This is a genomic window from Sphingomonas sp. CV7422 (assembly GCF_027945725.1).
GTDB lineage: Bacteria > Pseudomonadota > Alphaproteobacteria > Sphingomonadales > Sphingomonadaceae > Sphingomonas > Sphingomonas kyungheensis.
Genome location: NZ_CP115900.1, coordinates 2,643,949 through 2,665,998, shown reverse-complemented (window position 1 = coordinate 2,665,998; position 22,050 = coordinate 2,643,949). Strand labels below are relative to the sequence as shown.

The following is a 22,050-nucleotide window of genomic DNA, read 5'->3' as shown; positions in this document are numbered from 1 at the left end:
GGCGGCGATGGCGGAGCCCGAGCAACTCACGCTCGATCTGGAGGGATGGGAAGGGCCGCTCGACCTGCTGCTGTCGCTCGCCCGCGCGCAAAAGGTCGATCTGCGCAAGCTGTCGATCCTCGCGCTGGTCGAGCAATATCTCGCCTTCATCCGGCAGCGGCAGACGCTGCAACTCGAGGTCGCCGCCGATTATCTGGTGATGGCGGCGTGGCTCGCCTACCTCAAGTCGGCGCTGTTGCTGCCGCGCGTCGCCGACGACGAGGAGCCCGACCCCGAGGAACTCGCGCTGCGCCTGCAATTGCGTCTCGAACGGCTGGCGGCGATGCGCGAGGCGGGGGCGCGGCTGATGGCGCGCGATCGGCTCGGCCGCGACGTCTTTCCGCGGGCCGCGCCGGAGGGGCTGCGCACGATCCGCCATGCGCAATGGCGGGCGGAGATCTATGACCTCATCGCCGCTTATGGCCGGGTGAGCGCGCGGACCCGGCCGGTGATGCACGTCGTCGCCGATCGCGAGGTGATGACCCTGGAAGCGGCGTTGGCGCGGGTCGCGCAGCTGGTCGGCATGACGCTCGACTGGGCGACGCTGGAGAGCTTTTTGCCCGATGGATCGGGGCGGCTGCGCAAGTCGGCGCTCGCCTCGTCCTTCCTCGCCGCGCTCGAACTCGCCAAACAGGGACGGGTCGAATTGCGCCAGCAGGCGCCGTTCGCGCCGCTCCTGCTCCGCGCGGTGCGATGACCCCGCCCGAGGATGCGGTGCGCGCGGTCGAGGCGCTGCTGTTCGCCGCGGCCGAGCCGCTGTCGGTCGATTCGATCCGCGCCTATGTCGGCGGCGTCGACGTCCGTGCCGCGTTGGCACAGCTCGAACGCGATTATGCCGGGCGCGGCATCGCCTTGGTGCGGCGGGGCGAGCGCTGGCATTTCGAGACGGCGGCGGACCTCGCCCATCTCCTCCGCCGCGACCGCGACGAGGTGCGACGGCTGAGCCGGGCCGGCATCGAGGTGCTAGCGATCATCGCCTATCACGAGCCCGTCACCCGCGCCGAGATAGAGGCGATCCGCGGCGTCGCCACCGCCAAGGGGACGCTCGACGTGCTGATGGAGACCGGCTGGGTACGCCCGGCGGGGCGGCGCGAACTGCCCGGCCGGCCGCTGCTCTATGCGACGACGCCCGACTTCCTCACCCATTTCGGCCTCTCCAGCCGCCGCGATCTGCCCGGGATCGACGATCTGCGCGCCGCCGGCTTGCTCGATCCCGTCGACCTCGCGCTCGAGGAAGCATTGGAGGTGGCAAAGGCGGCGGATAGCGATTAGATAAGGGGACATTCTAGGAGATACGCCATGGGCAGCTTCAGCCCGATCCATCTGCTCGTCCTCGCCGTCGTCGCGATCCTGCTGCTCGGCGGTGGCCGCTTCTCCAACCTGATGGGCGATGTCGCCAAGGGCGTGAAGAACTTCAAGAAGGGCATGGCTGAGGAAGACGGCGACGGTCCTGCCAAGCCGGCGCCGCGGATCGAGGCGCAGAAGGCCGCCGAGCCGGCGTTCGATCGTGACGGCGAGCGCGTCCGCGACGACCGCTAAATCCCGCGATCCCCTGACCGCATCCGATGTTCAACATCGACTCGAGCGAGTTCCTGCTGGTCGCCATCGTGGCGCTGGTGGTGATCGGCCCCAAGGACCTGCCCAAGGCGATGCGCGTCGTCGGCTATTGGGTCGGCAAGGCGCGCGGTGTGTCGCGCAGCTTTCGCCAGGGTTTCGACAATATGGTGCGCGAGGCCGAGCTGGAAGAGATGGAGAAGCGCTGGGCGGCGGAGAATGCGCGGATCATGGCCGAGCATCCCGCCACCTCCGACGCGGAATCCGCGGCCGCCGCGGAGCCGGCGACGCCGCTGCCGGATCACGCCGCGCCCGACCATCAGGAGCATGATGCGCCGGTGATGGTCGAAAAGCCTGTCGTCGTGCCTGCCGCCGAGCCGCGGCCGGCGCCGCATCTCTCGACGCCGCCGACCGACGTGACGCCGTCATGAGCGATTCGATCGTCGAAGACGAGATCGACGCCAGCCGCGCGCCGCTGCTCGACCATCTCATCGAACTGCGCCGGCGGCTGCTCTATTGCATCGCCGCGATCGTCGTCGCCTTCGGGGTGAGCTATTGGTTCGCCGAGGACATCTTCGGCTTCCTCGTCCAGCCGCTGCTCCACGCCGGGCAGAAGACGGTGATCTACACGCAGCTGTTCGAGGCGTTCCTCGTCAAGCTCAAGGTCGCTTTTTTCGCCGCGGTGATGATCTCCTTCCCGGTGATCGCCAACCAGCTCTGGCAGTTCGTCGCGCCGGGTCTCTACCGCAAGGAGCGGCGGGCGCTGCTGCCGTTCCTGCTGGCGACCCCGGTGCTGTTCATCTGCGGCGCGGCGCTCGCTTATTATATGGCGATCCCGATGGCGTTGCATTTCCTGCTCGGCTTCCAGGGCGATGTCGGCGGCGTGCATCAGCAGGCGCTGCCGGCGATCGGCAATTACCTGTCGATCGTCATGCAGTTCCTCTTCGCCTTCGGCATCGCCTTCCTGCTGCCGGTACTGCTGATGCTGCTCGAACGCGCCGGCATCGTCACCCGCAAGCAGCTGATTGGCGCGCGCCGCTACGCGATCGTCGGCGCGACCGCGGTCGCCGCGGTGCTCACCCCGCCGGATCTGATGAGCCAGGTGCTGCTCGCCGTGCCGCTGATCCTGCTCTACGAGATCGCGATCATCGGCATCTGGTTCACCGAGCGCAAACGCGCGCGCGAGGCGGGCACCGACATCGTCGAGGTCTGACGGCGGGCGCGTCGCGCGCCGCCGATCGCAGCCACGAAAAAGCCCCCGCCGGATGACCGACGGGGGCTCGTTCACCCAAACGGGTTTTGCTTACTTGGCGTCGTCGGCAGTCTTCGCGACGGTGCTGCCGGCCGACTTGACGTCCTTGCCGACGCCTTCGACCGTGTTGCAGGCGCTGACCATCAGCGCACCCGCGACCACCACCATTCCGAGAACCTTACGCATAAAACCTCCTGGGCATGAATACCGCTAGCTCGAATGATCGGACGCGCAATTCGTTCCGGACGCGGAACCGATGGCGGCAACAAACAGCGGCACTGGGTAGAAAAGGATAAGGCCCGAAAGCGATCACCGGGGGGGGGAGGGTGAGCGCTTTCGGGCCTATGTCGTGGATCGCGAAAGCGGGGGGGCATAAAGTCGCGATCCGTACTGCTCAACCCTGACCCGCAGGCTTGGTTCCGCAATAAATCGCGCGGCCGGACGATTATTTTCGTCCGCTCTCAGTCGCGTCCCAGGACGGCGATCGCGATCTCATAGGCCCCGGTCATCGGATCGTGATGCAGCGGCGCGCGCAGCTGCCGCGACAGCCCTTCGATCACGCGGCCGTAGCGGGTCGAGAGCAGCGTTTCGAGCGCCTCGCTGGCGACGAAGGCGCGGCTGACCACCCGGAGCTTGGCCTTTTGCGTATCGTCGCCCGGCTTGACGGCAACGCGGATCTGCGCCGCCCGGTCACAATTCATCGCCAGTTCGATCGTCTCGGTGACGAGGAAGGCGACCGCGACCGCGACGTCCTGGTTGACCAGATAGGGGTCGACGTCGAGCGCGATCGACAGGCTCGACGCGCCCTCCGGCGCGGTGGCGCGGATGTTGGAGGCGAGTTCGCCGATCACCGCGCGCAGGTTGAGCCCGCGATTGTCTTCCATCTCGGCGAAATGATTGCGGTGCACCACCGCCAGCGCATCGACGCGGCGCTGGATCGAGGCATAGGCCGCGGTCGCATCCGCGCTGGGCGCGCCGCGCGCGTGGAAGTTGATCAGGCTGGAGATGACCTGCAGGTTGTTCTTGACGCGATGATGCACCTCACGCGTCAGCTTGGTCTGCCGCACCACCGCTTCGGCGAGCCCCGCCTCGTGCAGCGCGACGGTGCGGCTGATCGCGCGGAAGGTGTCGCCGAGCTCGCGGATCTCCTGCGCGGGGAGCGGCCCGAGCTTGCCGGGATCGATCACCTCGCCGGGCGTATAGGCGGCGACGCTCGCGCGCAGCAGCCGCAGCGGACGGATCAGCAGCCGGTCGACGATGAACCACGACAGGCCCGCGGCTGCCGCCCACATCAACAGCGGCAGCATCAGCGCGACGAGGAAGGACGAGGTGATCGGCGCGCTGCGGGTGCTGGTCCGCAACGTCAGTCCGCCGAGGCCGAGATCGGTCTCGACCGTATCGAGCCGGTCGAGCGGGCCGAGGTCCGGAATGGCGGCGAGTTCGAGCGTCGTGTCGTCGTGAACCAGCGCGCTGGCGAGCGGCACCGCCCGGCTGGTCGGGGTGGCGAGGCGCGTGAGGAAGGCACGCGGGAAGAAGACGCGCGCGCTCGGCCCGCGACGCGGCCCGGCGACCGACAGGATCAGGCCCTGATCGGGGACGATCGCCGCGCCGACCGCAGTGCTGGTGTCGATCGGCACGTCGGAATGGAAAGCCTCGCCGCACAACAGCCGGCCGCGCCGGTCAATGATCGAAAAGCGCGTGCCGGTCGTCGCCTGTTGCGCGAACACGCCCTGCGCACGGGCGCAGCTCGGCGCATCCCCCGCATCGGCTTCCAAGGCATTCACCGCGACGCGCAACGCGGTCATGTCGCCGATCAGCTCGATCGCGATGCTGCGAGCGCTTTCATTTGCGGCGATGCGCAGTCGTGCGCGCGCCTCCGCGTCCGCGGTCCGCCCGGTCTGCAAGGTGGCGCCGATTGCGATGAGCGCGAGCAGCAGCAGCGCGACGCTGAGCATGACGAACAGCTTGGCGCCGGTCGGGAAGCGCGACAGCGCCGACACCGGGGCCATCGCCGCGCGTCGTGTGGTGGAGGCGGCGGCGTGCGAGGTGGCCATGCCCGCTGTTAGGCGAGCTTGTTCAGCAGGTCGAGCATCTCGTCCGGAACGCTTTCGTCAATCGTCCGCTGATAGGCGGAGCGAAGCGCCGCGCCCATATCACGATCCTTGCTCTGGACCTTCGCAGGAGACTTTTTGGACGACGTTTTCTTGTCCTTGTCGCTGGGCAATTCCAACCTGTCCCCCTGGTGGCCCGCTGAAGCCGGGCAATCGACGCATTACGGATGAACACGGCCCTCGCGGCTGCGACGGACCCATTCGAACGGCGATGAAACCAAATTCGCCTTCGTTGGTTCCATCATAGCGCGAATTTTCCAGGCGGCCACCGTAGCCGCCGGGCTCTTCGACAAACAGCGTTGCAAAGCGGTCGCCGCCCGCACAGATCAGGCGTCCGCTCGATTCTCAGCCCCCTCGGGCAAATCTTCAGGGAGTGATCACCACCCATGTCGCTTGGACAGCAACTCGCACCGCACCTTCCCTTCCTGCGGCGCTATGGCCGGGCCCTGACCGGCAGCCAGCAGCAGGGCGACAAATATGTCCGCGCCACGCTCGAAGCGATCGTCGCGGCGCCGGACCAGTTTCCCCGCGACGTCGATCCGCGGCTCGGCCTGTACCGCATGTTCCAGGGCATCTGGGCCTCGGCCAATTCCGATGGTGAAGAGCAGACCTCGCAGAGCGATGCCGAGGGCACCGAAGCGGTCGCCCGCGCGCGCCTCGCGCGGATGACGCCGCTGTCGCGTCAGGCGCTGCTGCTCACCGCGATGGAAGGCTTCACGCCCGAGGATGCCGCCTATCTGATCGAAGTCGATACCAGCGAAGTCGAATCGCTCGTGTCGGAAGCGCTCGCCGAGATCGAGAAGCAGACCCGCGCGCGCGTGCTGATCATCGAGGATGAGCCGATCATCGCGATGGACATCGAGACGATCGTCCGCGATCTCGGTCACGAAGTCACCGGCGTCGCCGTCACCCGCGACGAGGCGGTGGCGCTGGCGATGGAGGATCGCCCGGGTCTGGTGCTCGCCGACATCCAGCTCGCCGACGACAGTTCGGGGATCGACGCGGTCAAGGACATCCTCGCCGAATTCGAAGTGCCGGTGATCTTCATCACCGCGTTCCCGGAGCGTCTGCTCACCGGCGAACGGCCCGAGCCGACCTTCCTGATCACCAAGCCGTTCCAGCGTTCGACGGTGAAGGCGGCGATCAGCCAGGCGCTGTTCTTCGACGAAGCGACGGTGCCGCAGGCGGCCGTCTGACAATTGGAGGTGCGCGTGGTCGGGGCTTTGCTCCGTCCACGTGTGCTTCTTCGCAGACGAGATCTCTGCAAAGGGTGCCGCCCTCAGGACCCGTATTCGCGCGCAGGCGGAAATACGGTGGTCAAGCCGAACGACGGCAGGCGGTGGGCGGAGGGCCTGGCTTCCGCCTCGGCGATACCTCTACGCAACGCCCTCCGTCATGCCGAGCCCGTTCCGGCATCCACGGTTCCGCAGGAGCATAAGCCTTTGGTTGTGCGACGCGGTGGACCTCGGACCAGATCCGGAGTGACGGCTCGTCTGGGGTGACGTCGAGCTTTTCGCAGGCGTCCAGAATTGGCGGGAGCGCCGGCAGGCCGTCGCCGCAGAAAGTTTCGGACCCAAAACGGATGTCATGTGTTTGACGTTCATGGCTGATCCCGATGAACCCATCCATGTCTCCAAAACCGAAGCGCGGGCGGGGTCGACACCGGGGGTTACCCGCTACGTCCTGGCGATCTCGCTCGTCCTGATCATCGTGATCTTCGCCTTTCTTATCTTGCGGTAAAACGGCTCACCCCGTCTCACTGGCATTTGCCGGCGCGGACCCTTATCTTGCCCCTCGAGGCGGCGATGATGTCCCCGGCTTTGAACGGAATTGCATGACCCAGCCCGCTACGCGTACCGATGATTACGAAGACGACGACGCACCCGTGGCGCCGGTGGAACATGTCGCGCTGTCTGATCCGGAGTTCAAGAAACAGCTCGCCCAGGTGATTCCGCACCTGCGCGCGTTCGGCCGTTCGCTGTCGGGCAGCCGTGATCTCGCCGACGATCTGGTGCAGGAAACATTGCTCAAGGCCTGGGCGGCGCGGCAGCGGTTCCAGGCCGGCACCAACATGCGTGCCTGGACCTTCATCATCCTGCGCAATCTCTACCTGTCGCAGATGCGGCGTGCGCGCTTCAAGGGCGAGTGGGACGATCTCGTCGCCGACCGCATCCTCGCCGCGCCCGCGAGCCAGGACCGCCATGTCGAACTGGGCGATATGCAGCGCGCGCTGCTCCATCTGCCGCAGCCGCAGCGCGAGGCGCTGATCCTCGTCGGCGCCGGCGGCTTCGCCTATGAGGAAGCGGCGGAAATCTGTCAGGTCGCGGTCGGCACGATCAAGAGCCGAGTCGCGCGCGGTCGCGTCGCGCTGGAGGCGATCCTCAGCGAAGGCTCGCTGCCGTCGCGTCGCGAGCATGAGACCGACGTCAACAAGACCGCGCTCGATACGATCATGGGCGAGGTCGACGAACTCAGCCGCGGTCATTGACGACCCGCGCGTCGGGCGGGTGTTGACCCGGCCCGGTCGCCACCGGTAAGACGAAATCGGGCGGTCCGTGCAAGGGCCGCCCTTTCTCGTTTCGAGAGACAGGAGACGTCCCGTGACCATGACCCCGCTGATGCCCGTCTACCCACGGTGCGGGGTGCGTCCGGTCCGCGGCGAAGGCTGCTATCTGATCAGCGAGGACGGCAGCCGCTATCTCGACATGGCGGCAGGCATCGCGGTCAATGCGCTCGGCCACGGCCATCCGCATCTAGTCAAGGCGATCGCCGAACAGGCGGCGACACTGATGCACGTCAGCAATCTCTACGGCTCGCCGCAGGGCGAGGCGCTCGCCGAGCGGATCGTCGCGAACAGCTTCGCCGACACGGTGTTCTTCACCAATTCGGGCACCGAGGCGGTGGAATGCGCGATCAAGACCGCGCGCCGCTATCATTATGCCGCAGGCAATCCGCAGCGTACGACGATCATCACCTTCAACAACGCCTTCCACGGCCGGACGATGGGCGCGATCTCGGCGACCAACCAGCCGAAGATGCGCGACGGCTTCGAACCGCTGCTGCCCGGCTTCGCTTATGCGCCGTTCAACGATCTCGACGCCGCGCTGGCGCTGATCGACGACACCACCGCCGGCTTCATGGTCGAGACGATCCAGGGCGAGGGCGGTGTCTCGGTCGGCACGCCCGAGTTCATCACCGGGCTGCGCAAGGCGTGCGACGAGCATGGTCTGCTGCTGATCCTCGACGAGGTGCAATGCGGCTACGGGCGCACCGGCAAGATGTGGGCCTATGAGCATTACGGCATCGAGCCGGACATCATGTCGGTCGCCAAGGGCATCGGCGGCGGCTTCCCGCTCGGCGCGTGCCTCGCCACCGAAAAGGCGGCGAGCGGCATGGTGATCGGTACGCACGGCTCGACTTATGGCGGAAATCCGCTCGCGATGGCGGCGGGGCAGGCGGTGCTCGACGTCATGCTCGCCGACGGTTTCCTCGCCCGGGTCGAGACGATGGGCGAGCGGCTGCGCGGCGCGCTCGAGCAGATGATCCCCAATCACGACCAGATCTTCGACAGCGTGCGCGGCAAGGGGCTGATGCTCGGCCTCAAGCTCAAGGCCGGGGTCGAGCCGCGCGAGTTCGTCGCGCATGCCCGCGACAATCACGGGCTGTTGCTGGTCGCGGCTGGCGAGAATGTCGTCCGCATGCTGCCGCCGCTGGTGATCGAGGATGCGCACGTCAGCGAGTGTATCGACAAGTTGAGCGCCGCCGCGCGGGTGTTCGTCCCCGCCAGCGACGATTGAGACGATCCCCTCTCCGCCGCCGGAGAGGGACGGAAGGACCGATATGCGCCATTTCCTCAACCTCACCGCCGCCGGGGCCGACGGCGTCGCCGCGATGCTCGCCGAGGCGATCGACCGCAAGGCGGCACGCGCCGGCTTCCCCAAGGGGCGGGCCGATGCCGACGCGCCGCTCGCCGGCCATGTGCTGGCGATGATCTTCGAGAAGAATTCGACCCGGACCCGCGTCAGCTTCGACATGGCGATCCGCCAGCTCGGCGGCAGCTCGATCGTCATGGATGCGGGATCGATGCAGCTCGGTCGCGGCGAGAGCATTGCCGATACGGCACGCGTCTTGTCGGGCTATGTCGACGCGATCATGATCCGCACCGACGATCATGCCAAGATCGAGGACATGGCGCGGCATGCGACCGTGCCGGTGATCAACGGCCTCACCGATCAATCGCATCCGTGCCAGATCATGGCCGATCTCCAGACCATCCTCGAAGACGGCAAGGCGCTGCCCGGGCTCAAGATGGCGTGGCTCGGCGACGGCAACAACGTGCTCGCCTCGCTGATCGAGGCGGCGGGGCTGATGCAGTTCGACGTCGTCGCCGCCTGTCCGCAGGGCTTCATGCCGAGCGAGGCGGATGTCGCCTTGGGACAGGGCCGCGCGCGCGTCGTCGCCTCGCCGCAGGAGGCGGTGGAGGGCGCGGACGTGATCGTCACCGACACCTGGATTTCGATGGGCCAGGCGCATGCCGAAACCAAGCTCGCGGCGATGATGCCCTATCAGGTCGACGAAGCGCTGATGGCGCGCGCCAGGCCCGATGCGCGCTTCCTCCACTGCCTCCCCGCGCATCGCGGCGAGGAGGTGGTCGACGCGGTGATCGACGGTCCGCAGTCGCTGATCTGGCAGGAAGCGGGCAATCGCCTCCATGCCCAGAAGGCGGTGCTGCGCTGGGTGTTCGGCCAGATCGGCTGACGCGGCGGGGGCGGGGCAGGCCGGTGCCCGCGGTTGACCGATCCGCATCGACCCCCCATTTTCCGCTTATGCAACAACCCCATGATATCGATCGCGCGCTCGGTTTCGCGATTCCCTCCCGCTCGGCGCGCGGACGGATCGTGCGGCTCGGGCCGGCGCTCGACGCGGTGCTTGCCGCGCACACCTATCCGCCGGCGATCGAGGCCTTGCTCGCCGAGGCGCTGACCTTGGTCGCGCTGATCGGCTCGACGCTCAAGGACCCGACCGCGCAGCTGACGATGCAGACGCGCACCGAACAAGGCGTCGTGCAGTTGATGGTCTGCGACTATCGCGGCGGCGAGGTGCGCGGCTATATCGATTACGACGCCGATCGGCTCGCGGCCGCGCCGGAACAGCCGACCTTGTTCGCCCTGTTCGGTCAGGGCTATCTGGCGATCACCTTCGATCTCGCCGCCACCGGCGAACGCTATCAGGGCATCGTCCCGCTCGACGGCGAGACGCTGGCCGAGGCGGCGCAAAGCTATTTCGTCCAGTCGGAGCAGATCCCCAGCCTCGTCCGCGTCGGCATCGGTCGCGACGGGGAAGGGCGCACGGTCGCCGGCGGTCTGTTCCTCCAGCATCTGCCCGAGGGCGAGGTCGGCCGCGAGCGGTTGCACACGCGGCTCGATCATCCCGAATGGGAGCATGTCGAGGCGCTCGGGCAGACGATGGGCGCCGACGAACTTGCCGATCCGTCGCTGTCGCTCGAGACGCTGATCTGGCGATTGTTCAACGAGGAACCCGACGTGCGCGTTCTCGCCGCGACCCCGCTGTCGCGCGGCTGCCGCTGCAACGGGGACTATATCGCCAGCGTCATCGCCAAATTCTCGCCCGAGGAGCGGCGCGAGATGGCCGACGAGAATGGCCTGATCCACGTCGATTGCGCCTTCTGCGCGGTCAAATTCCCGGTGCCCGCCGAGGCGGACCCGGTCGCCTGACGCCGCGGCGTTAATCTCTTTTTAGGGCGGGCGGTCTAATGACCGGGTGTACCAGTTTCTACCGGTACGCTTTTCTCCTTGGGGATGCTGGTCGCGTCCCTCTCCTTCAAAAGGGCCGCCTGATCCGCGGCCCTTTTCTTTTGCTCCGCTTTGGCCTAGCGCCGCGGAGATCATGACCATGTCCAACGAGGCCCCTCTGGCCGTCGTGCTCGTCTCGGGCGGGCTCGATTCGATGATCTCCGCCGCCAGCGCGCGCGAGGCGGGCTATCGCCTGCTCGCGCTGTCGGTTGATTATAACCAGCGTCACCGGGTCGAACTCGCCGCCGCGCGCCGTGTCGCCGCGACGCTTGGCGCGGAACGGCATATCGTGCTGCCGCTCGATCTGTCGGCCTTCGGCGGCTCGGCGCTGACCGACGATATCGCCGTGCCGAAGGACGGCGTCGGCGAGGGCATCCCCGTCACCTACGTGCCGGCGCGCAACACGATCTTCCTCAGCCTCGCGCTCGGCTGGGCCGAGGCGGCGGGATCGCGCGACCTGTTCATCGGCGTCAACGCGCTCGATTATTCCGGCTATCCCGATTGCCGCCCCGAATTCATCGCCGCCTTCGAAGGCCTGGCGGAGATCGCCACCAAGGCGGGGGTCGAGGGCGAGCCGTTCAAGATCCACGCGCCGCTCCAGCATATGACCAAGGCGGATATCGTCCGCGAGGGCACCCGACTGGGCGTCGACATGGGGTTGAGCTGGTCGTGCTACGATCCCGCACCGGGCGGCGTGCATTGCGGCGATTGCGACAGCTGCCGGCTGCGCGCCAAGGGCTTCGAGGAGGCCGGTATCGCCGACCCGACGGTCTACGCCGTCCGGCCCTGATCCGATGTCCTATGCGGTCAAGGAAATGTTCCTCACCCTGCAGGGCGAGGGCGTCAACGCCGGGCGGCGTGCGGTGTTCGTGCGCTTTGCCGGCTGCAACCTGTGGAGCGGACGCGAGCAGGACCGGGCGAGCGCGGTCTGCCGCTTCTGCGATACCGATTTCGTCGGCGTCGACGGGCTCGGCGGCGGCAAGTTCGCCGATGCCGATGCGCTCGTCGCGGCGGTGATCGGCTTTTGGGGCGCGGGGCAGGGCGACCGTTTCGTCGTGCTGACCGGCGGCGAGCCGATGTTGCAGGTCGACGATGCGCTGGTCGAGGCGCTCCATGCCGCGGGCTTCCGCATCGCGATTGAGACCAACGGCACGCTGGCCGTGCATCCCGGGATCGACTGGGTCTGCGTCAGCCCCAAGGCGGGCAGTCACGTCGTGCAGCGCTCGGGCGACGAGCTCAAGCTGGTCTGGCCGCAGTCCGGCAGCGACATCGACGCGGTCGAGGCCTGGGACTTCACCCACCGCCTGTTGCAGCCGATGGACGATGCGCGCGGGGCGGCGAATATCGAAGCGGCGATCGCCGTGGTGATGGCGCGGCCGCAGTGGCGGCTGTCGCTCCAGACGCACAAGCTTCTGGGGCTGCGCTAGGCCGAGCGGGGCTGGTGCCCACTTAGGGGCGAGGCCTCTGCAAAACACCCTCCATGCCGGGCCCGTTCCGGCATCGACGGTTCCGCAGGAGTTTCAGCCGATCATTTCGTGGCACGGTGGGCCCCGGACCCAGTTTGGGGTGATGGCGCGTGATGGGCGAGGGCGGGACGTTCGCAGGGGTGTCGCACGGGCGGCAATCCAGTGGCCCGGCTAAACCGCTGTCACACGTAATATTCGATCGCCGGCTGCGCTCGATCCCGGTCTAGGTTCGGTGACTGCCCCGAAGCCTGCGCCGGGGCGGTGCACGACAGTCAACCGGCGCCGCGAAGAAACCCCCGCGGCGCCCGTCGATCACCGCTGCGCCGTCTGCGTCGCCGACACATCGGCAGCGGCGGTCGCGGTCGCCGGCGCGGCGGGCGGCCAGTTGAACGCGCCGCACTTCTTGGTGACCCACTCGCCCTTCTTGTTCCAGCAGATCGCATCCAGCCGCGGCTGCGAGGCATAATCGCGGCCCAGGTAGCGCGTGAACTGCTGCTCGCCATAGGGGGTCAGGCTGTTGCGCAGCTCGCGGACGTGATCCATCGCGAAGTCGCCGAAGCTGCCGCGCGGCACGAAGGTCGCGTCGCGGCCGATCGCGCTCGCCGTCTGGCAGAAGCCGTATTGCGCGGCGACCGTGGCATAGCCCGAATAGGTGCGCGTGCCGAACTGGTCGAGCGCGGCCTGGCCGGCCTTGGGCGTCTTGTTGATCCGCGTGAAATATTTGGTGAGCGTGTCGAACGAGGTCTTGAGCTCGGCCTCGTGGTCCTTGAGCACCGCATTGTAGTTGGGCACGGTGAGCAGCGTCGGCTCGAACTGGCATTGCAGGGCGGCGACGTTGAGCCCGGCGCGGACGTTCCAAGCCATGGCGGCGCGCAGTTCGGCCTCGGTCGCGCCGGGCAGCACCTGGCCGAGCCCGTCCTCATGACCCTTGACGGTTTCGCCGCGGAAATCGTGTGAGCGCAAGAAGAATTGGGCCGAGGCGGGCGCAGCCGCCACCAAACCGACCGCGGCGCCGCCAAGCGCCAGCGCGATACGCAACACAGTCATCTCTCGTCATCCTCACCGAGGGGGTAATGTGTCGCGATTCTAGACCCTTTTGGGCGAAGACCCAATCCCCGATCGAAGGCGGACAGCATAAAATCCGATGAACTGCGCTCCGGCGCCGAAGCCAAAGAAAAAGCCGCCCGGTTGCCCGGACGGCCGTTTCACGTACGTAATATCCCGAAGGGGAGATTACATCGCGTTCGTGGTCATGGTGTCGTTCGACATCATGGTGTCGTTCGACATCATCGTGTCGTTGGCCATCATGCCACCGTTCGACGCACCGTCAACGGCGGTCATGTTGTCGCTCATGGTGCCCATGTCGTCGGTGGTGTTCATGTCGGTGACCATCGTGTTGTCGGTGGTCGTCTCGGTCTTCGGGCCACACGCCGAAACCGCGAGAGCGGCGCCGGCGATCAGCGAGCCGGTCAGGACCTTGGAGATGAGTGCACGCATTGGAAGCTCCCTAGAATAGGATTTGGACGGCTTGCTGGCCCTTTAATACCCAAATCGCAGTGGACATTAATCGCATAATGCCCGGCCCTCAAGCCTCGTTTTCTTTCCCGCTCGTTTCTGTCGGACAAGAGAGGGACTTGAGGAATGCCGGAGCGCTCAACGCAAGGGCTGCGTCGAAGGTTTCCAGCCCCGCATCGCGGCCGAGCGCGGCGAGGCTGGTCACCGGATATTCGGGCAGGCCGCACGGGACGATCCCGCCGAAGTGGCTGAGATCGGGCGATACGTTGACCGCCAGGCCATGCATCGTGATCCACCGGCGGACGCGCACGCCGATCGCGCCGATCTTCGCCTCGCTGCCGCCGTCCCGCGTCCAGATGCCGACGCGTCCCTCTGCGCGGAACGCGGCGACGCCGAGCTGTCCCAATGCCGCGATCACCCAGCCCTCGACCGCATGGACGAAACAGCGCACGTCGCGCCCGCGCCGGTTGAGGTCGAGCACCAGATAGACGATCCGCTGGCCGGGACCGTGATAGGTATATTTGCCGCCGCGCCCGGTCGCCACCACCGGGAAGCGTGGGTCGATCAGATCGCTGGCGACCGCGCTGGTGCCGGCGGTGTAGATCGGCGGATGTTCGAGCAGCCAGATCAGCTCGCGCGCCTCGCCCGCCTGCACCGCCTCGCTGCGGGCCTGCATCGCGGCGAGGGCTTCGTCATAGGGCGTGAGCCCCGGCGCCACGCGCCATTCGATGCCGTCGAGATCGTCCATCGCCGGCGCTGTGAACCGGTCGCCCGGCGCTGGCAAGTTCCACGCGTTGGCGAGTGGCCAAGTCGGCGCGGCTGCGGTAACCGGTCGCAAACGCCGTCATAAGGGGGTGCCGATGGTCAAGATGGGCAATGTGTGGGACCGCAGCGTCGCGGTGCTCGACGGGCGCGGCGGCATGCTCGCCGGCGTCGCGGCGCTGACGCTGTTCGTGCCGCAGGTGATCGCCGCCGCCTACACGGCCTATGCCGCGCCAAGCACCGCCAAGGTCGTGATCGCCGTGGTGATACAGATCCTGGTGACCGTCGCGGCGTTGTGGGGACAATTGGTCATCACCGCCGCCGCCTCCGATCCCGCCCTCGACCGGCCCGCCGCGGGGCGGCTGGCGCGCGTGCGGTTCGGCCCGGCGCTGCTCGTCGCGCTCGTACTGGCGCTCGCTTTCTCGTTGCTGTTCCTGCCGGCGGCCCTCCTGTTCTCCTATGCCGGGATCGACGTGACCCATCTGGGGGATCGGGCGACGCCGGTGGTGTCGTCGCCGGGCGCGGCGGGGGCGGGCGGGCTGTACACCGTGGTCATGCTGATCGTGGTGCTGTTCGTCGCGGTGCGGTTCCTGCCGCTCTATGCGGTCGTCCTGCACGAACGGCTCGGGTTGGGCGCGATCGCGCGCAGCTGGCGGCTGACGCGGCGGCATACGTGGCGACTGATCGGCGCGGTGCTGCTGTTCCTGATCGTGCTGCTCGTCGCGACGATGGCGGCGCAGTCGGTCAGCGGGCTTGTCCTGCGGCTGGCGCTCGGCGCCGATTCGGCGGCGACGGTCGGCTTCCTGTCGGCGAGCATCGCGCAGGGGGTGTCCACCGCCCTGACCTTGATGGCGATCGTCTTTTCGGCGCAGCTTTACGTCGCGCTGGTCGCCCGTGAACAGCTGTTGCGCGACAAGGCCGCACGGACCTGGACCGACGTATGAGACTGACCCTTGCCGCCCTGCTGAGCGATGCCTGGGCGATCTTCCGGCGCGACGCCGATCTGTTGCTGCGCATCGCCGGCCTGTTCTTCTTCGTGCCGACCTATGCGCTGCTGCTGCTCACCGCTCCGCTGCCCACCCCGGACGAGACGATCGTCGACACGCAGGCGCGTGCGCAGGCGTGGATGACCGCGCTCGACGGCTGGGTCGGCGATTACGGGCTCGGCTCGGTCGGCGCCTATGCCATCACCTATCTCGGGCTGGCGGTGATCTTCTGCCTGCTGCTCGATGCGGAGCGGCCGACTCTCGCCACGGCGCTGCAACGCGCGGCGCGGCGGTTCCCGCGCTTCATTCTCGCAATGGTGGTGGTGTCGATTCCGGCGGGGGCTGGGATGTACGTGCTGCTGCTGCCCGGCCTGTGGCTGATGAGCCGCTTCATGCTCGCCGGGCCGATGCTGTTCGCCGAGCCGCAGCTCGGCGCGATGCAGGCGGTCGGCGGGTCGTGGCGGCGTACCCGCCGCGGCCAGCTGGGGCTGCTCGGCGCGGTGGTCACCGTCTATCTCGTCGCAATCCTCGCCGGTCAGCCGTTCATGCTGCTGTCGCACTATCTGCGCGGCGACGGCGGCGGTAATCCCCTCGGCGTCGCGCTCGCCGAAGCCTGTGCCGCGGGAGTGGCGACCTGCACCCAGCTCGCCGGCGGTCTGCTCGCGGTGGCGGCCTATCGGCGCATCGTCCGCGCCCAAACTCCGTCCTAGGCGCGGCGACTAGGCCAGATACGGTACGTGCGCGCCGGCCTCGACCGGCAGCAGGCCGATCGCCCGCGGATCGGCGAAGGTCTCGATCGTCCGCTTGACCGCGGTGAACCCCTGCGCGCGATAGAAATTGAGCGCCGACGGGTGATCGAGCGTGCAGGTATGCACCCACAGGCGTGTCACGCCGGGCAGCCAGGCGCGCGCGATCGCCTCCGCCATCAGCCAGCGGCCATGGCCCTGGCCGGCAAGCTCGGGCACCAGCCCGAAATAGGAGAGCTCACAGGCGCCGGCGTGGCGGAAGTCGAGCTCGAGCAGGCCGATCTCGATCCCGGCGCGGTCGACGACCGCATGGACCTGCACCTGCGGATCATGGATGATCGCGGTAAGCGTCGCATCGTCCATCGCCAGCCGCGAATACCATAGCCACGGGCCCCCGACACGGCGGAACAGCGTGCGATAGCGGTCTGGCTGCGGCTCGGCCCAGCGCACCAGCCGCAGCGGAGAGGCGGGCAGCGGGCGCAACGGCGGCCGCCGCGTCATCTCCAGCGTGGTGACGATCGTCGCCAGCTGGTCGGGGGCGACCGCGATCAATCCCATGTCGCGACCGGCGGCAGGCTCATCAGGATCGCATCGATATTGCCGCCGGTCTTGAGCCCGAACAACGTGCCGCGATCGTAGACGAGGTTGAATTCCGCATAGCGCCCGCGCCACGCCCGCTGCGTCGCCAGATCGGCGGCGTCGAACGGATCGTTCATCCGCCGCCGGACGATGCGCGGATAGGTGTCGAGGAACGCCTCGCCGACCGCGCGGGTGAAGGCGAAGTTCGGCGCGAAGTCGCCTTCGAGATGATCGTAGAAGATGCCGCCGACGCCGCGATGCACCTTGCGATGCGGGATGTAGAAATAATCGTCCGCCCACGCCTTGAAGCGGGGGTGATACGCCGGGTCGAAGGCATCGCAGGCCGCCTTGAGCGTCGCGTGGAAATCGGCGGTGTCCTCGACGACCGGCAGCGGCGGGTTGAGATCGGCGCCGCCGCCGAACCAGCGTTTGGTTGTGACGAGGAAGCGGGTGTTCATATGCACGGCGGGCACGCGCGGATTGGCCATATGCGCGACGAGGCTGATCCCGGTGGCGAAGAAGCGCGGATCGTCGCCGGCACCGTGGATCGACTTGCCGAACTCGCCGTCGAGCAGCCCGCCGACGGTGGAGACGTTGACGCCGACCTTCTCGAACACCTTGCCCTTCATAAGCCCGCGCACCCCGCCGCCGCCCGGCGCACCCGAGGGGTCGGTGCGGTCCCAGGGGAGGTATTCGAATCGCGCGTCGGACCCGGCCTCGCGCTCGATCGCCTCGAATTCGGTGCAGATGCGCGTGCGCAGTGATTCGAACCAGGTGCGGGCGGCGGTCTGTTCGGCGTCGAGGGTCAGCATGGCGGGCTTGTGGCAAGAGCCTCGTCGGAAGTCGAGCGCTGGTCATCCGCGCGCCGGGCTGGCAAGCGGCGGTGATGAGTCGCGTCACCCGCCGATCGCTGCTGCGCGGGCTGCGCGTCACCGCGGTCAGTTCCGCCTTCGTCTGCGCGTTCGTCTGGGCGGCGGGCTATTTCGACGTCGACCCGGTCCATGTCTATGCCGCACGACCGCCCGCGGCGGGGCGGGTGGCGGTGGTCAACGTCTCGGGCGACATGGGGCTGCGCTTCCTGCTCGGCGCCTCGACCTCGCACGGGCTGACCGCGGCGCATATCCCGGTGGTCGGCATCGCGACGCCGGTGCTGTTCCGCCGGCACCGCAGCGCCGCCGATGTCGACCGCATCGTCGCCGGAACGATCCGCACCGCGCTCGCGCGCACCGGCGCGTCGCGCGTCGTGGTGATGGGACAGTCCTATGGCGCCGATATCGTCCAGACCGGGCTGGCGCACCTTCCCGCCGACCTGCGCGCGAAGGTCGCGGCGATCATCCTCGTCCTGCCCGGCGATTCGGTCTATTTCCGCGCCGACCCGACGGGCTGGTCCTATGGCGACCATCCCGACAGCCGCGCCGTCACCACTGCCGACACGCTGACCTGGGCGCCGCTCACCTGCATCTATGGCGTCGAGGAAGACGACAGCCTCTGCCCGCTGCTGCGCGTGCCCGGCGCGCATGTCATCGGCATGCCCGGCGGCCATAACATCCGCCATGACGAAGCCGCGTTGCTCGCCCATGTGCTCGCGGCGGTGCGGGCGGTCGGCGGATGATGCTCACGCGAAGGCGCGCACACGCGAACATCGTCCAGGCCGGCGCAGCCCTTCGGATCCCGCAGGGCAAGAGCGGGCCGCGTCTGCCGTACGGGCCCGCAATGCCCGCATCCTCTTGGCGTCTTCGCGTTTTATCGCGCTCTACACATTTTGGGGGAACCCGCCCAATTGCCGCAACGCCTCCGCCGCGACGATCCCGGCGGAGACCGATAGGTTGAGCGAGCGCAGCGGCGGCGCCATCGGGATGACGACGCGCGCGTCGGCGCGGGCGTGCACCTCGTCGGGGACGCCGGCGCTCTCGCGCCCGAACAGCAGCACGTCGCCTGGCGCGAAGGCAAAGGCGGGCAGGGCAGTCGCGCCCCGCGTCGTCGACAGCACCAGCCGCCCGCGCAAGGCGGCGAGGAACGCGCTCCAGTCGGCATGGCGGGTGATCGCGACGTGATCGATATAGTCCATCGCCGCGCGCGCGACGCGCTTGTCATCCCATTGGAAGCCCATCGGTTCGATCAAATCGAGGCCGATGCCGAAACAGGCGCAGGTGCGCATCACCGCGCCGACGTTGCCGGCGATGTCGGGCTGATAGAGGGCGATGCGGAGCGGCGGGGTCATGGCCAGCTTCCTTAGCGGCGCGCCTACCGAGGTCAAAATGCTGTTGGCAAAGCGCCGGCCCGCCGTCTATCAGTCCTGTGGCTCGCCGTGGGGACGGCGGGGTTCGGTGGCGCGGCATGACCGGTTCCTCCGCAATAACGAGAGAGACGAGGGCAGAGACGAATGGCGACTGACAGCATGGTACCACCCGGTGAATCACCGGAACCGTTCCACGAGGAAGTCCACGATCCCCGCCGTCGCGATTTCATCAATATCGCCGCCGTGTCCTTCGCCGGAGTCGGTGCGCTGGCGATCGTGCTGCCACTGATCAACCAGATGAACCCCTCGGCCGACGTACTCGCCCAGTCGACCACCGAGGTCGATCTGTCGAAGATCGCGCCGGGACAGGCGATCAAGTCGCAATTCCGCAAACAGCCGCTGTTCGTCCGCAATCTCACCCCCGCCGAGATCGCCGAGGCGAACAAGGTCGACGTCGCCAGCCTGCGCGATCCGCAGACGCTCGCCGAACGGACCAAGCCCGGCAAGGAAAACTGGCTGATCACGCTCGGCGTGTGCACTCATCTCGGCTGCGTGCCGCTCGGTGCGGGCGAGGGCGAGAACAAGGGGCCGTTCGGCGGCTATTTCTGCCCGTGTCACGGCTCTGCCTATGACACCGCGGCGCGCATCCGCCAGGGACCGGCGCCGAAGAACCTCTTCGTCCCCGACTATACGTTCAATTCCGACACCGCCGTCACGGTCGGCTGAGGGAGATCCGGATCATGAGCTTTCCCTGGGCCAAACATTACGAACCGAAGCAGCCGCTGATGCGCTGGCTGGACGAGAAGCTGCCGCTGCCGCGCCTCGTCTACAATGCCGTCGGCGCGGGCTATCCGGTGCCGCGCAACCTCAATTACTTCTGGAATTTCGGCGTGCTCGCCGGCGCCGCGCTGGCGATCCAGATCATCACCGGCGTCGTGTTGGCGATGCATTATGCCGCCAATGCCGGGGTCGCCTTCGGTTCGGTCGAAAGCATCATGCGCGACGTCAACGCCGGCTGGTTCCTGCGCTATGCGCACGCCAACGGCGCGTCGATGTTCCTGCTCGTCGTCTACATCCATATCGGTCGCGGCCTCTATTACGGCTCGTACAAGGCGCCGCGCGAGATGGTGTGGCTGCTCGGCGTCGTCATCTTCCTGCTGATGATGGCGACCGCCTTCATGGGCTATGTGCTGCCCTGGGGTCAGATGAGCTTCTGGGGGGCGCAGGTCATCACCGGCTTCTTCTCGGCGATACCGCTCGTCGGCGATACCATCCGCATCTGGCTGCTCGGCGGCTTCGCGCCGGATAACGCCGCGCTCAACCGCTTCTTCTCGCTCCATTACCTGCTGCCGTTCGTCACCGCGGGCGTCATCATCCTGCACATCTGGGCGCTGCACATCCCGGGCTCGAACAACCCGACCGGGGTCGAGGTCAAGGGCGAGCAGGATACCGTGCCCTTCCACCCCTATTACACCGCCAAGGATGCGGTTGGCCTCGGCGTGTTCCTGCTGGTGTTCGCGGCGCTGATCTTCTTCAGCCCGAACCTGCTCGGCCACCCGGACAATTACATCGAGGCGAACCCGCTCTCGACGCCGGCGCATATCGTCCCCGAATGGTATTTCCTGCCGTTCTACGCGATCCTCAAGAGCTTCACCGCCGACTTCATCCTGCCGGCGAAGCTGTGGGGCGTGCTGGCGATGTTCGGTTCGATCCTGCTGCTGTTCTTCCTGCCGTGGCTCGACAGCTCGCCGGTGCGCTCGGCCAACTTCCGGCCGAAATACCGCATGTTCCTCGGCATCCTGCTGTTCGACGTGCTCGTGCTCGGCTATGTCGGCGGGGCGGAGGCGAATGCGCGCAACGTCATCCTCGGCCAGCTCGCCTCGGCCTATTATTTCGCGCACTTCCTGATCATCCTGCCGTGGGTCGCCCGTTCGGAACGGCCGCGCCCGCTGCCCAATTCGATCACCGAAGCCGTGCTTGCGAAACATGGCGGCACCAGCCCGGCGAAGTCAGCGGTCGCAACCGCGGCGCACGCCTGAACCGACCTGGGGGACAACAGAACATCATGCCTCGCATCATTGCCTCGCTGATCGGTGCCGCCTTCGTCTTCGTGCTGGCGATCGCGCTGTTCGGCACCGCCAAGACCGCGATCCAGGATCCGGCCGCGGAGTCCGCCGAACACGTCTTCCACCTCCATCCGGAGAATATCCACCTGCCGTCGAACGGCTTTTTCGGGAAGTTCGACAATCGCCAGCTGCAGCGCGGTTTTCAGGTCTACAAGGAGGTCTGCTCGGCCTGCCACAGCCTGAAGTACGTCGCCTTCCGCGACCTGACCAAGATCGGCTATACCGATCCCGAGGTGAAGGCGATCGCCAACCAGTGGGTGATCGAACAGCCGTCGATCAATCCGGAGACGGGCGAGGCGGCGACGCGCAAGAACGTGCCGTCTGATCATTTCCCGTCGCCCTTCGCCAATGAGGTCGCCGCCCGCGCCGCCAACAACAACGCGCTGCCGCCCGACCTGTCGCTGATGACCAAGGCGCGCGAGGACGGCCCCAATTACATCCACGCACTGATCACCGGCTATCGCCCGCAGCCGGCGGCGCTTCTCAAGGAATTCCCCGGCGCCAAGACGCCGCAGGGCCTCCATTACAATCCCTATTTCGCCAACCTCAACATCGCCATGCCGCCGCCGCTGACCTCGGACGGGCAGGTGACCTATTCGGACGGTACCAAGGCGACCAAGGACCAGATGGCGCGCGACGTTGCCGCCTTCCTGACCTGGACCGCCGAGCCGAACCTCAACGCGCGTCACGCCGCCGGGCTCGCCGCCGGCATCTTCCTGCTGATCTTCTGCTTCCTCGCCTGGGGCGCGTATCAGAACGTCTGGCGCGACGTGAAACATTGATCGGGCGGGACCGGTGCGGCAGGGGGCGACCGGTCCCGTCGACAAGCGCATTGACCCCGCCGGGTGGGAGCGGCAATCGC

28 protein-coding genes are annotated in these 22,050 nt (G+C 67.4%); 19 read left to right on the top strand and 9 right to left on the bottom strand.

The window, feature by feature from the left end; all coding sequences use genetic code 11:
* Positions 1 to 7: 7 nt before the first annotated feature.
* From PBN85_RS12635 to tatC, 5 genes are read left to right on the top strand one after another with little or no spacing between them, the layout of a single operon-like run.
* Entirely contained in the window at positions 8 to 736 is a 729-nt protein-coding gene (locus PBN85_RS12635) for a segregation and condensation protein A (protein ID WP_271299224.1), read from the top strand.
* Positions 733 to 1,311: an SMC-Scp complex subunit ScpB gene (gene scpB / locus PBN85_RS12630; protein WP_271299223.1), complete on the top strand. Its 579-nt coding sequence runs from the start codon at positions 733 to 735 to the stop codon at positions 1,309 to 1,311. The genes PBN85_RS12635 and scpB overlap by 4 nt, the downstream gene beginning before the upstream one ends.
* Positions 1,312 to 1,338: 27 nt before the next feature.
* Positions 1,339 to 1,578 (top strand): twin-arginine translocase TatA/TatE family subunit, encoded by a 240-nt coding sequence (locus PBN85_RS12625; RefSeq protein WP_037532905.1) that lies wholly within the window; start codon positions 1,339 to 1,341, stop codon positions 1,576 to 1,578.
* Between the two features lie 26 nt (positions 1,579 to 1,604).
* Positions 1,605 to 2,024 carry a Sec-independent protein translocase protein TatB gene (gene tatB, locus PBN85_RS12620; protein WP_037532906.1) on the top strand — a complete coding sequence of 140 codons (420 nt, stop codon included), beginning with the start codon at positions 1,605 to 1,607 and terminating at the stop codon, positions 2,022 to 2,024.
* Positions 2,021 to 2,806, top strand: coding sequence for a twin-arginine translocase subunit TatC (tatC, locus tag PBN85_RS12615; RefSeq protein ID WP_271299222.1), 786 nt, complete (start codon positions 2,021 to 2,023; stop codon positions 2,804 to 2,806). The genes tatB and tatC overlap by 4 nt, the downstream gene beginning before the upstream one ends.
* 90 nt (positions 2,807 to 2,896) lie before the next feature.
* Here tatC and PBN85_RS12610 read toward each other — a convergent pair whose 3' ends face one another.
* The 3 genes from PBN85_RS12610 to PBN85_RS12600 form a co-directional block, all read right to left on the bottom strand.
* The gene (locus tag PBN85_RS12610) at positions 2,897 to 3,031 is read right to left on the bottom strand and encodes an entericidin A/B family lipoprotein (protein ID WP_037532911.1); all 135 of its coding nucleotides are present in this window, start codon (positions 3,029 to 3,031) and stop codon (positions 2,897 to 2,899) included.
* 275 nt (positions 3,032 to 3,306) lie between these two features.
* Positions 3,307 to 4,854, bottom strand: coding sequence for a sensor histidine kinase (locus tag PBN85_RS12605; protein WP_037532913.1), 1,548 nt, complete (start codon positions 4,852 to 4,854; stop codon positions 3,307 to 3,309).
* 53 nt (positions 4,855 to 4,907) lie between these two features.
* Complete coding sequence (locus PBN85_RS12600; protein WP_161773120.1) at positions 4,908 to 5,075, bottom strand: NepR family anti-sigma factor; 168 nt, start codon at positions 5,073 to 5,075, stop codon at positions 4,908 to 4,910.
* A gap of 267 nt (positions 5,076 to 5,342) precedes the next feature.
* On the opposite strand from PBN85_RS12600, the gene PBN85_RS12595 reads away from it, so the two are divergent.
* The 8 genes from PBN85_RS12595 to queE all read left to right on the top strand — a co-directional run bounded on the left by PBN85_RS12595 (position 5,343) and on the right by queE (position 12,196).
* On the top strand, positions 5,343 to 6,152 hold the full coding sequence (locus tag PBN85_RS12595) for a response regulator (protein WP_037532915.1): 810 nt from the start codon (positions 5,343 to 5,345) through the stop codon (positions 6,150 to 6,152).
* 406 nt (positions 6,153 to 6,558) lie between these two features.
* Positions 6,559 to 6,696: a hypothetical protein gene (locus tag PBN85_RS12590; protein ID WP_037533272.1), complete on the top strand. Its 138-nt coding sequence runs from the start codon at positions 6,559 to 6,561 to the stop codon at positions 6,694 to 6,696.
* Between the two features lie 94 nt (positions 6,697 to 6,790).
* Positions 6,791 to 7,444 carry a sigma-70 family RNA polymerase sigma factor gene (locus PBN85_RS12585; protein WP_037532917.1) on the top strand — a complete coding sequence of 218 codons (654 nt, stop codon included), beginning with the start codon at positions 6,791 to 6,793 and terminating at the stop codon, positions 7,442 to 7,444.
* A 112-nt stretch (positions 7,445 to 7,556) separates the two neighbouring features.
* Positions 7,557 to 8,753, top strand: coding sequence for an aspartate aminotransferase family protein (locus tag PBN85_RS12580; RefSeq protein ID WP_271299221.1), 1,197 nt, complete (start codon positions 7,557 to 7,559; stop codon positions 8,751 to 8,753).
* Positions 8,754 to 8,796: 43 nt separating this feature from the next.
* On the top strand, positions 8,797 to 9,714 hold the full coding sequence (gene argF, locus PBN85_RS12575; protein WP_271299220.1) for an ornithine carbamoyltransferase: 918 nt from the start codon (positions 8,797 to 8,799) through the stop codon (positions 9,712 to 9,714).
* A gap of 68 nt (positions 9,715 to 9,782) precedes the next feature.
* The gene (hslO, locus tag PBN85_RS12570) at positions 9,783 to 10,691 is read left to right on the top strand and encodes an Hsp33 family molecular chaperone HslO (protein WP_037532923.1); all 909 of its coding nucleotides are present in this window, start codon (positions 9,783 to 9,785) and stop codon (positions 10,689 to 10,691) included.
* A 178-nt stretch (positions 10,692 to 10,869) separates the two neighbouring features.
* Positions 10,870 to 11,559: a 7-cyano-7-deazaguanine synthase QueC gene (gene queC, locus PBN85_RS12565; RefSeq protein WP_152542170.1), complete on the top strand. Its 690-nt coding sequence runs from the start codon at positions 10,870 to 10,872 to the stop codon at positions 11,557 to 11,559.
* Between the two features lie 4 nt (positions 11,560 to 11,563).
* Positions 11,564 to 12,196 (top strand): 7-carboxy-7-deazaguanine synthase, encoded by a 633-nt coding sequence (gene queE / locus PBN85_RS12560; protein ID WP_271299219.1) that lies wholly within the window; start codon positions 11,564 to 11,566, stop codon positions 12,194 to 12,196.
* 351 nt (positions 12,197 to 12,547) lie between these two features.
* Here queE and PBN85_RS12555 read toward each other — a convergent pair whose 3' ends face one another.
* The 3 genes from PBN85_RS12555 to lipB all read right to left on the bottom strand — a co-directional run bounded on the left by PBN85_RS12555 (position 12,548) and on the right by lipB (position 14,498).
* Positions 12,548 to 13,282, bottom strand: a complete 735-nt coding sequence (locus PBN85_RS12555) for a hypothetical protein (RefSeq protein ID WP_271299218.1) — start codon at positions 13,280 to 13,282, stop codon at positions 12,548 to 12,550.
* Between the two features lie 186 nt (positions 13,283 to 13,468).
* Entirely contained in the window at positions 13,469 to 13,732 is a 264-nt protein-coding gene (locus PBN85_RS12550; RefSeq protein WP_037532936.1) for a hypothetical protein, read from the bottom strand.
* Positions 13,733 to 13,820: 88 nt separating this feature from the next.
* A complete protein-coding gene (gene lipB, locus PBN85_RS12545; protein WP_037532938.1) occupies positions 13,821 to 14,498 on the bottom strand; it encodes a lipoyl(octanoyl) transferase LipB in 678 nt (225 codons plus the stop codon).
* Between the two features lie 112 nt (positions 14,499 to 14,610).
* On the opposite strand from lipB, the gene PBN85_RS12540 reads away from it, so the two are divergent.
* On the top strand, positions 14,611 to 15,456 hold the full coding sequence (locus tag PBN85_RS12540; protein ID WP_037532940.1) for a glycerophosphoryl diester phosphodiesterase membrane domain-containing protein: 846 nt from the start codon (positions 14,611 to 14,613) through the stop codon (positions 15,454 to 15,456).
* The gene (locus PBN85_RS12535; RefSeq protein WP_271299217.1) at positions 15,453 to 16,208 is read left to right on the top strand and encodes a hypothetical protein; all 756 of its coding nucleotides are present in this window, start codon (positions 15,453 to 15,455) and stop codon (positions 16,206 to 16,208) included. Before PBN85_RS12540 ends, PBN85_RS12535 begins: the two co-directional genes overlap by 4 nt.
* 9 nt (positions 16,209 to 16,217) lie before the next feature.
* Here the strand turns inward: PBN85_RS12535 and PBN85_RS12530 are convergent, their stop codons facing one another.
* Entirely contained in the window at positions 16,218 to 16,802 is a 585-nt protein-coding gene (locus PBN85_RS12530) for a GNAT family N-acetyltransferase (RefSeq protein WP_037532944.1), read from the bottom strand.
* Positions 16,793 to 17,635 (bottom strand): oxygen-dependent coproporphyrinogen oxidase, encoded by an 843-nt coding sequence (gene hemF / locus PBN85_RS12525; RefSeq protein ID WP_271299216.1) that lies wholly within the window; start codon positions 17,633 to 17,635, stop codon positions 16,793 to 16,795. Before hemF ends, PBN85_RS12530 begins: the two co-directional genes overlap by 10 nt.
* Positions 17,636 to 17,709: 74 nt before the next feature.
* On the opposite strand from hemF, the gene PBN85_RS12520 reads away from it, so the two are divergent.
* Positions 17,710 to 18,435 (top strand): AcvB/VirJ family lysyl-phosphatidylglycerol hydrolase, encoded by a 726-nt coding sequence (locus PBN85_RS12520; RefSeq protein WP_271299215.1) that lies wholly within the window; start codon positions 17,710 to 17,712, stop codon positions 18,433 to 18,435.
* Positions 18,436 to 18,576: 141 nt separating this feature from the next.
* Here the strand turns inward: PBN85_RS12520 and PBN85_RS12515 are convergent, their stop codons facing one another.
* Entirely contained in the window at positions 18,577 to 19,044 is a 468-nt protein-coding gene (locus tag PBN85_RS12515; protein WP_037532946.1) for a tRNA (cytidine(34)-2'-O)-methyltransferase, read from the bottom strand.
* Positions 19,045 to 19,221: 177 nt separating this feature from the next.
* Between PBN85_RS12515 and petA the strand changes: the two genes are divergently transcribed.
* The 3 genes from petA to PBN85_RS12500 are packed head-to-tail and all read left to right on the top strand — an operon-like array spanning position 19,222 to position 21,970.
* The gene (gene petA, locus PBN85_RS12510) at positions 19,222 to 19,788 is read left to right on the top strand and encodes a ubiquinol-cytochrome c reductase iron-sulfur subunit (protein ID WP_081792972.1); all 567 of its coding nucleotides are present in this window, start codon (positions 19,222 to 19,224) and stop codon (positions 19,786 to 19,788) included.
* Between the two features lie 14 nt (positions 19,789 to 19,802).
* Positions 19,803 to 21,101, top strand: coding sequence for a cytochrome b (locus PBN85_RS12505; protein WP_037532949.1), 1,299 nt, complete (start codon positions 19,803 to 19,805; stop codon positions 21,099 to 21,101).
* Positions 21,102 to 21,127: 26 nt separating this feature from the next.
* Complete coding sequence (locus PBN85_RS12500; protein WP_271299214.1) at positions 21,128 to 21,970, top strand: cytochrome c1; 843 nt, start codon at positions 21,128 to 21,130, stop codon at positions 21,968 to 21,970.
* Positions 21,971 to 22,050: the final 80 nt, after the last annotated feature.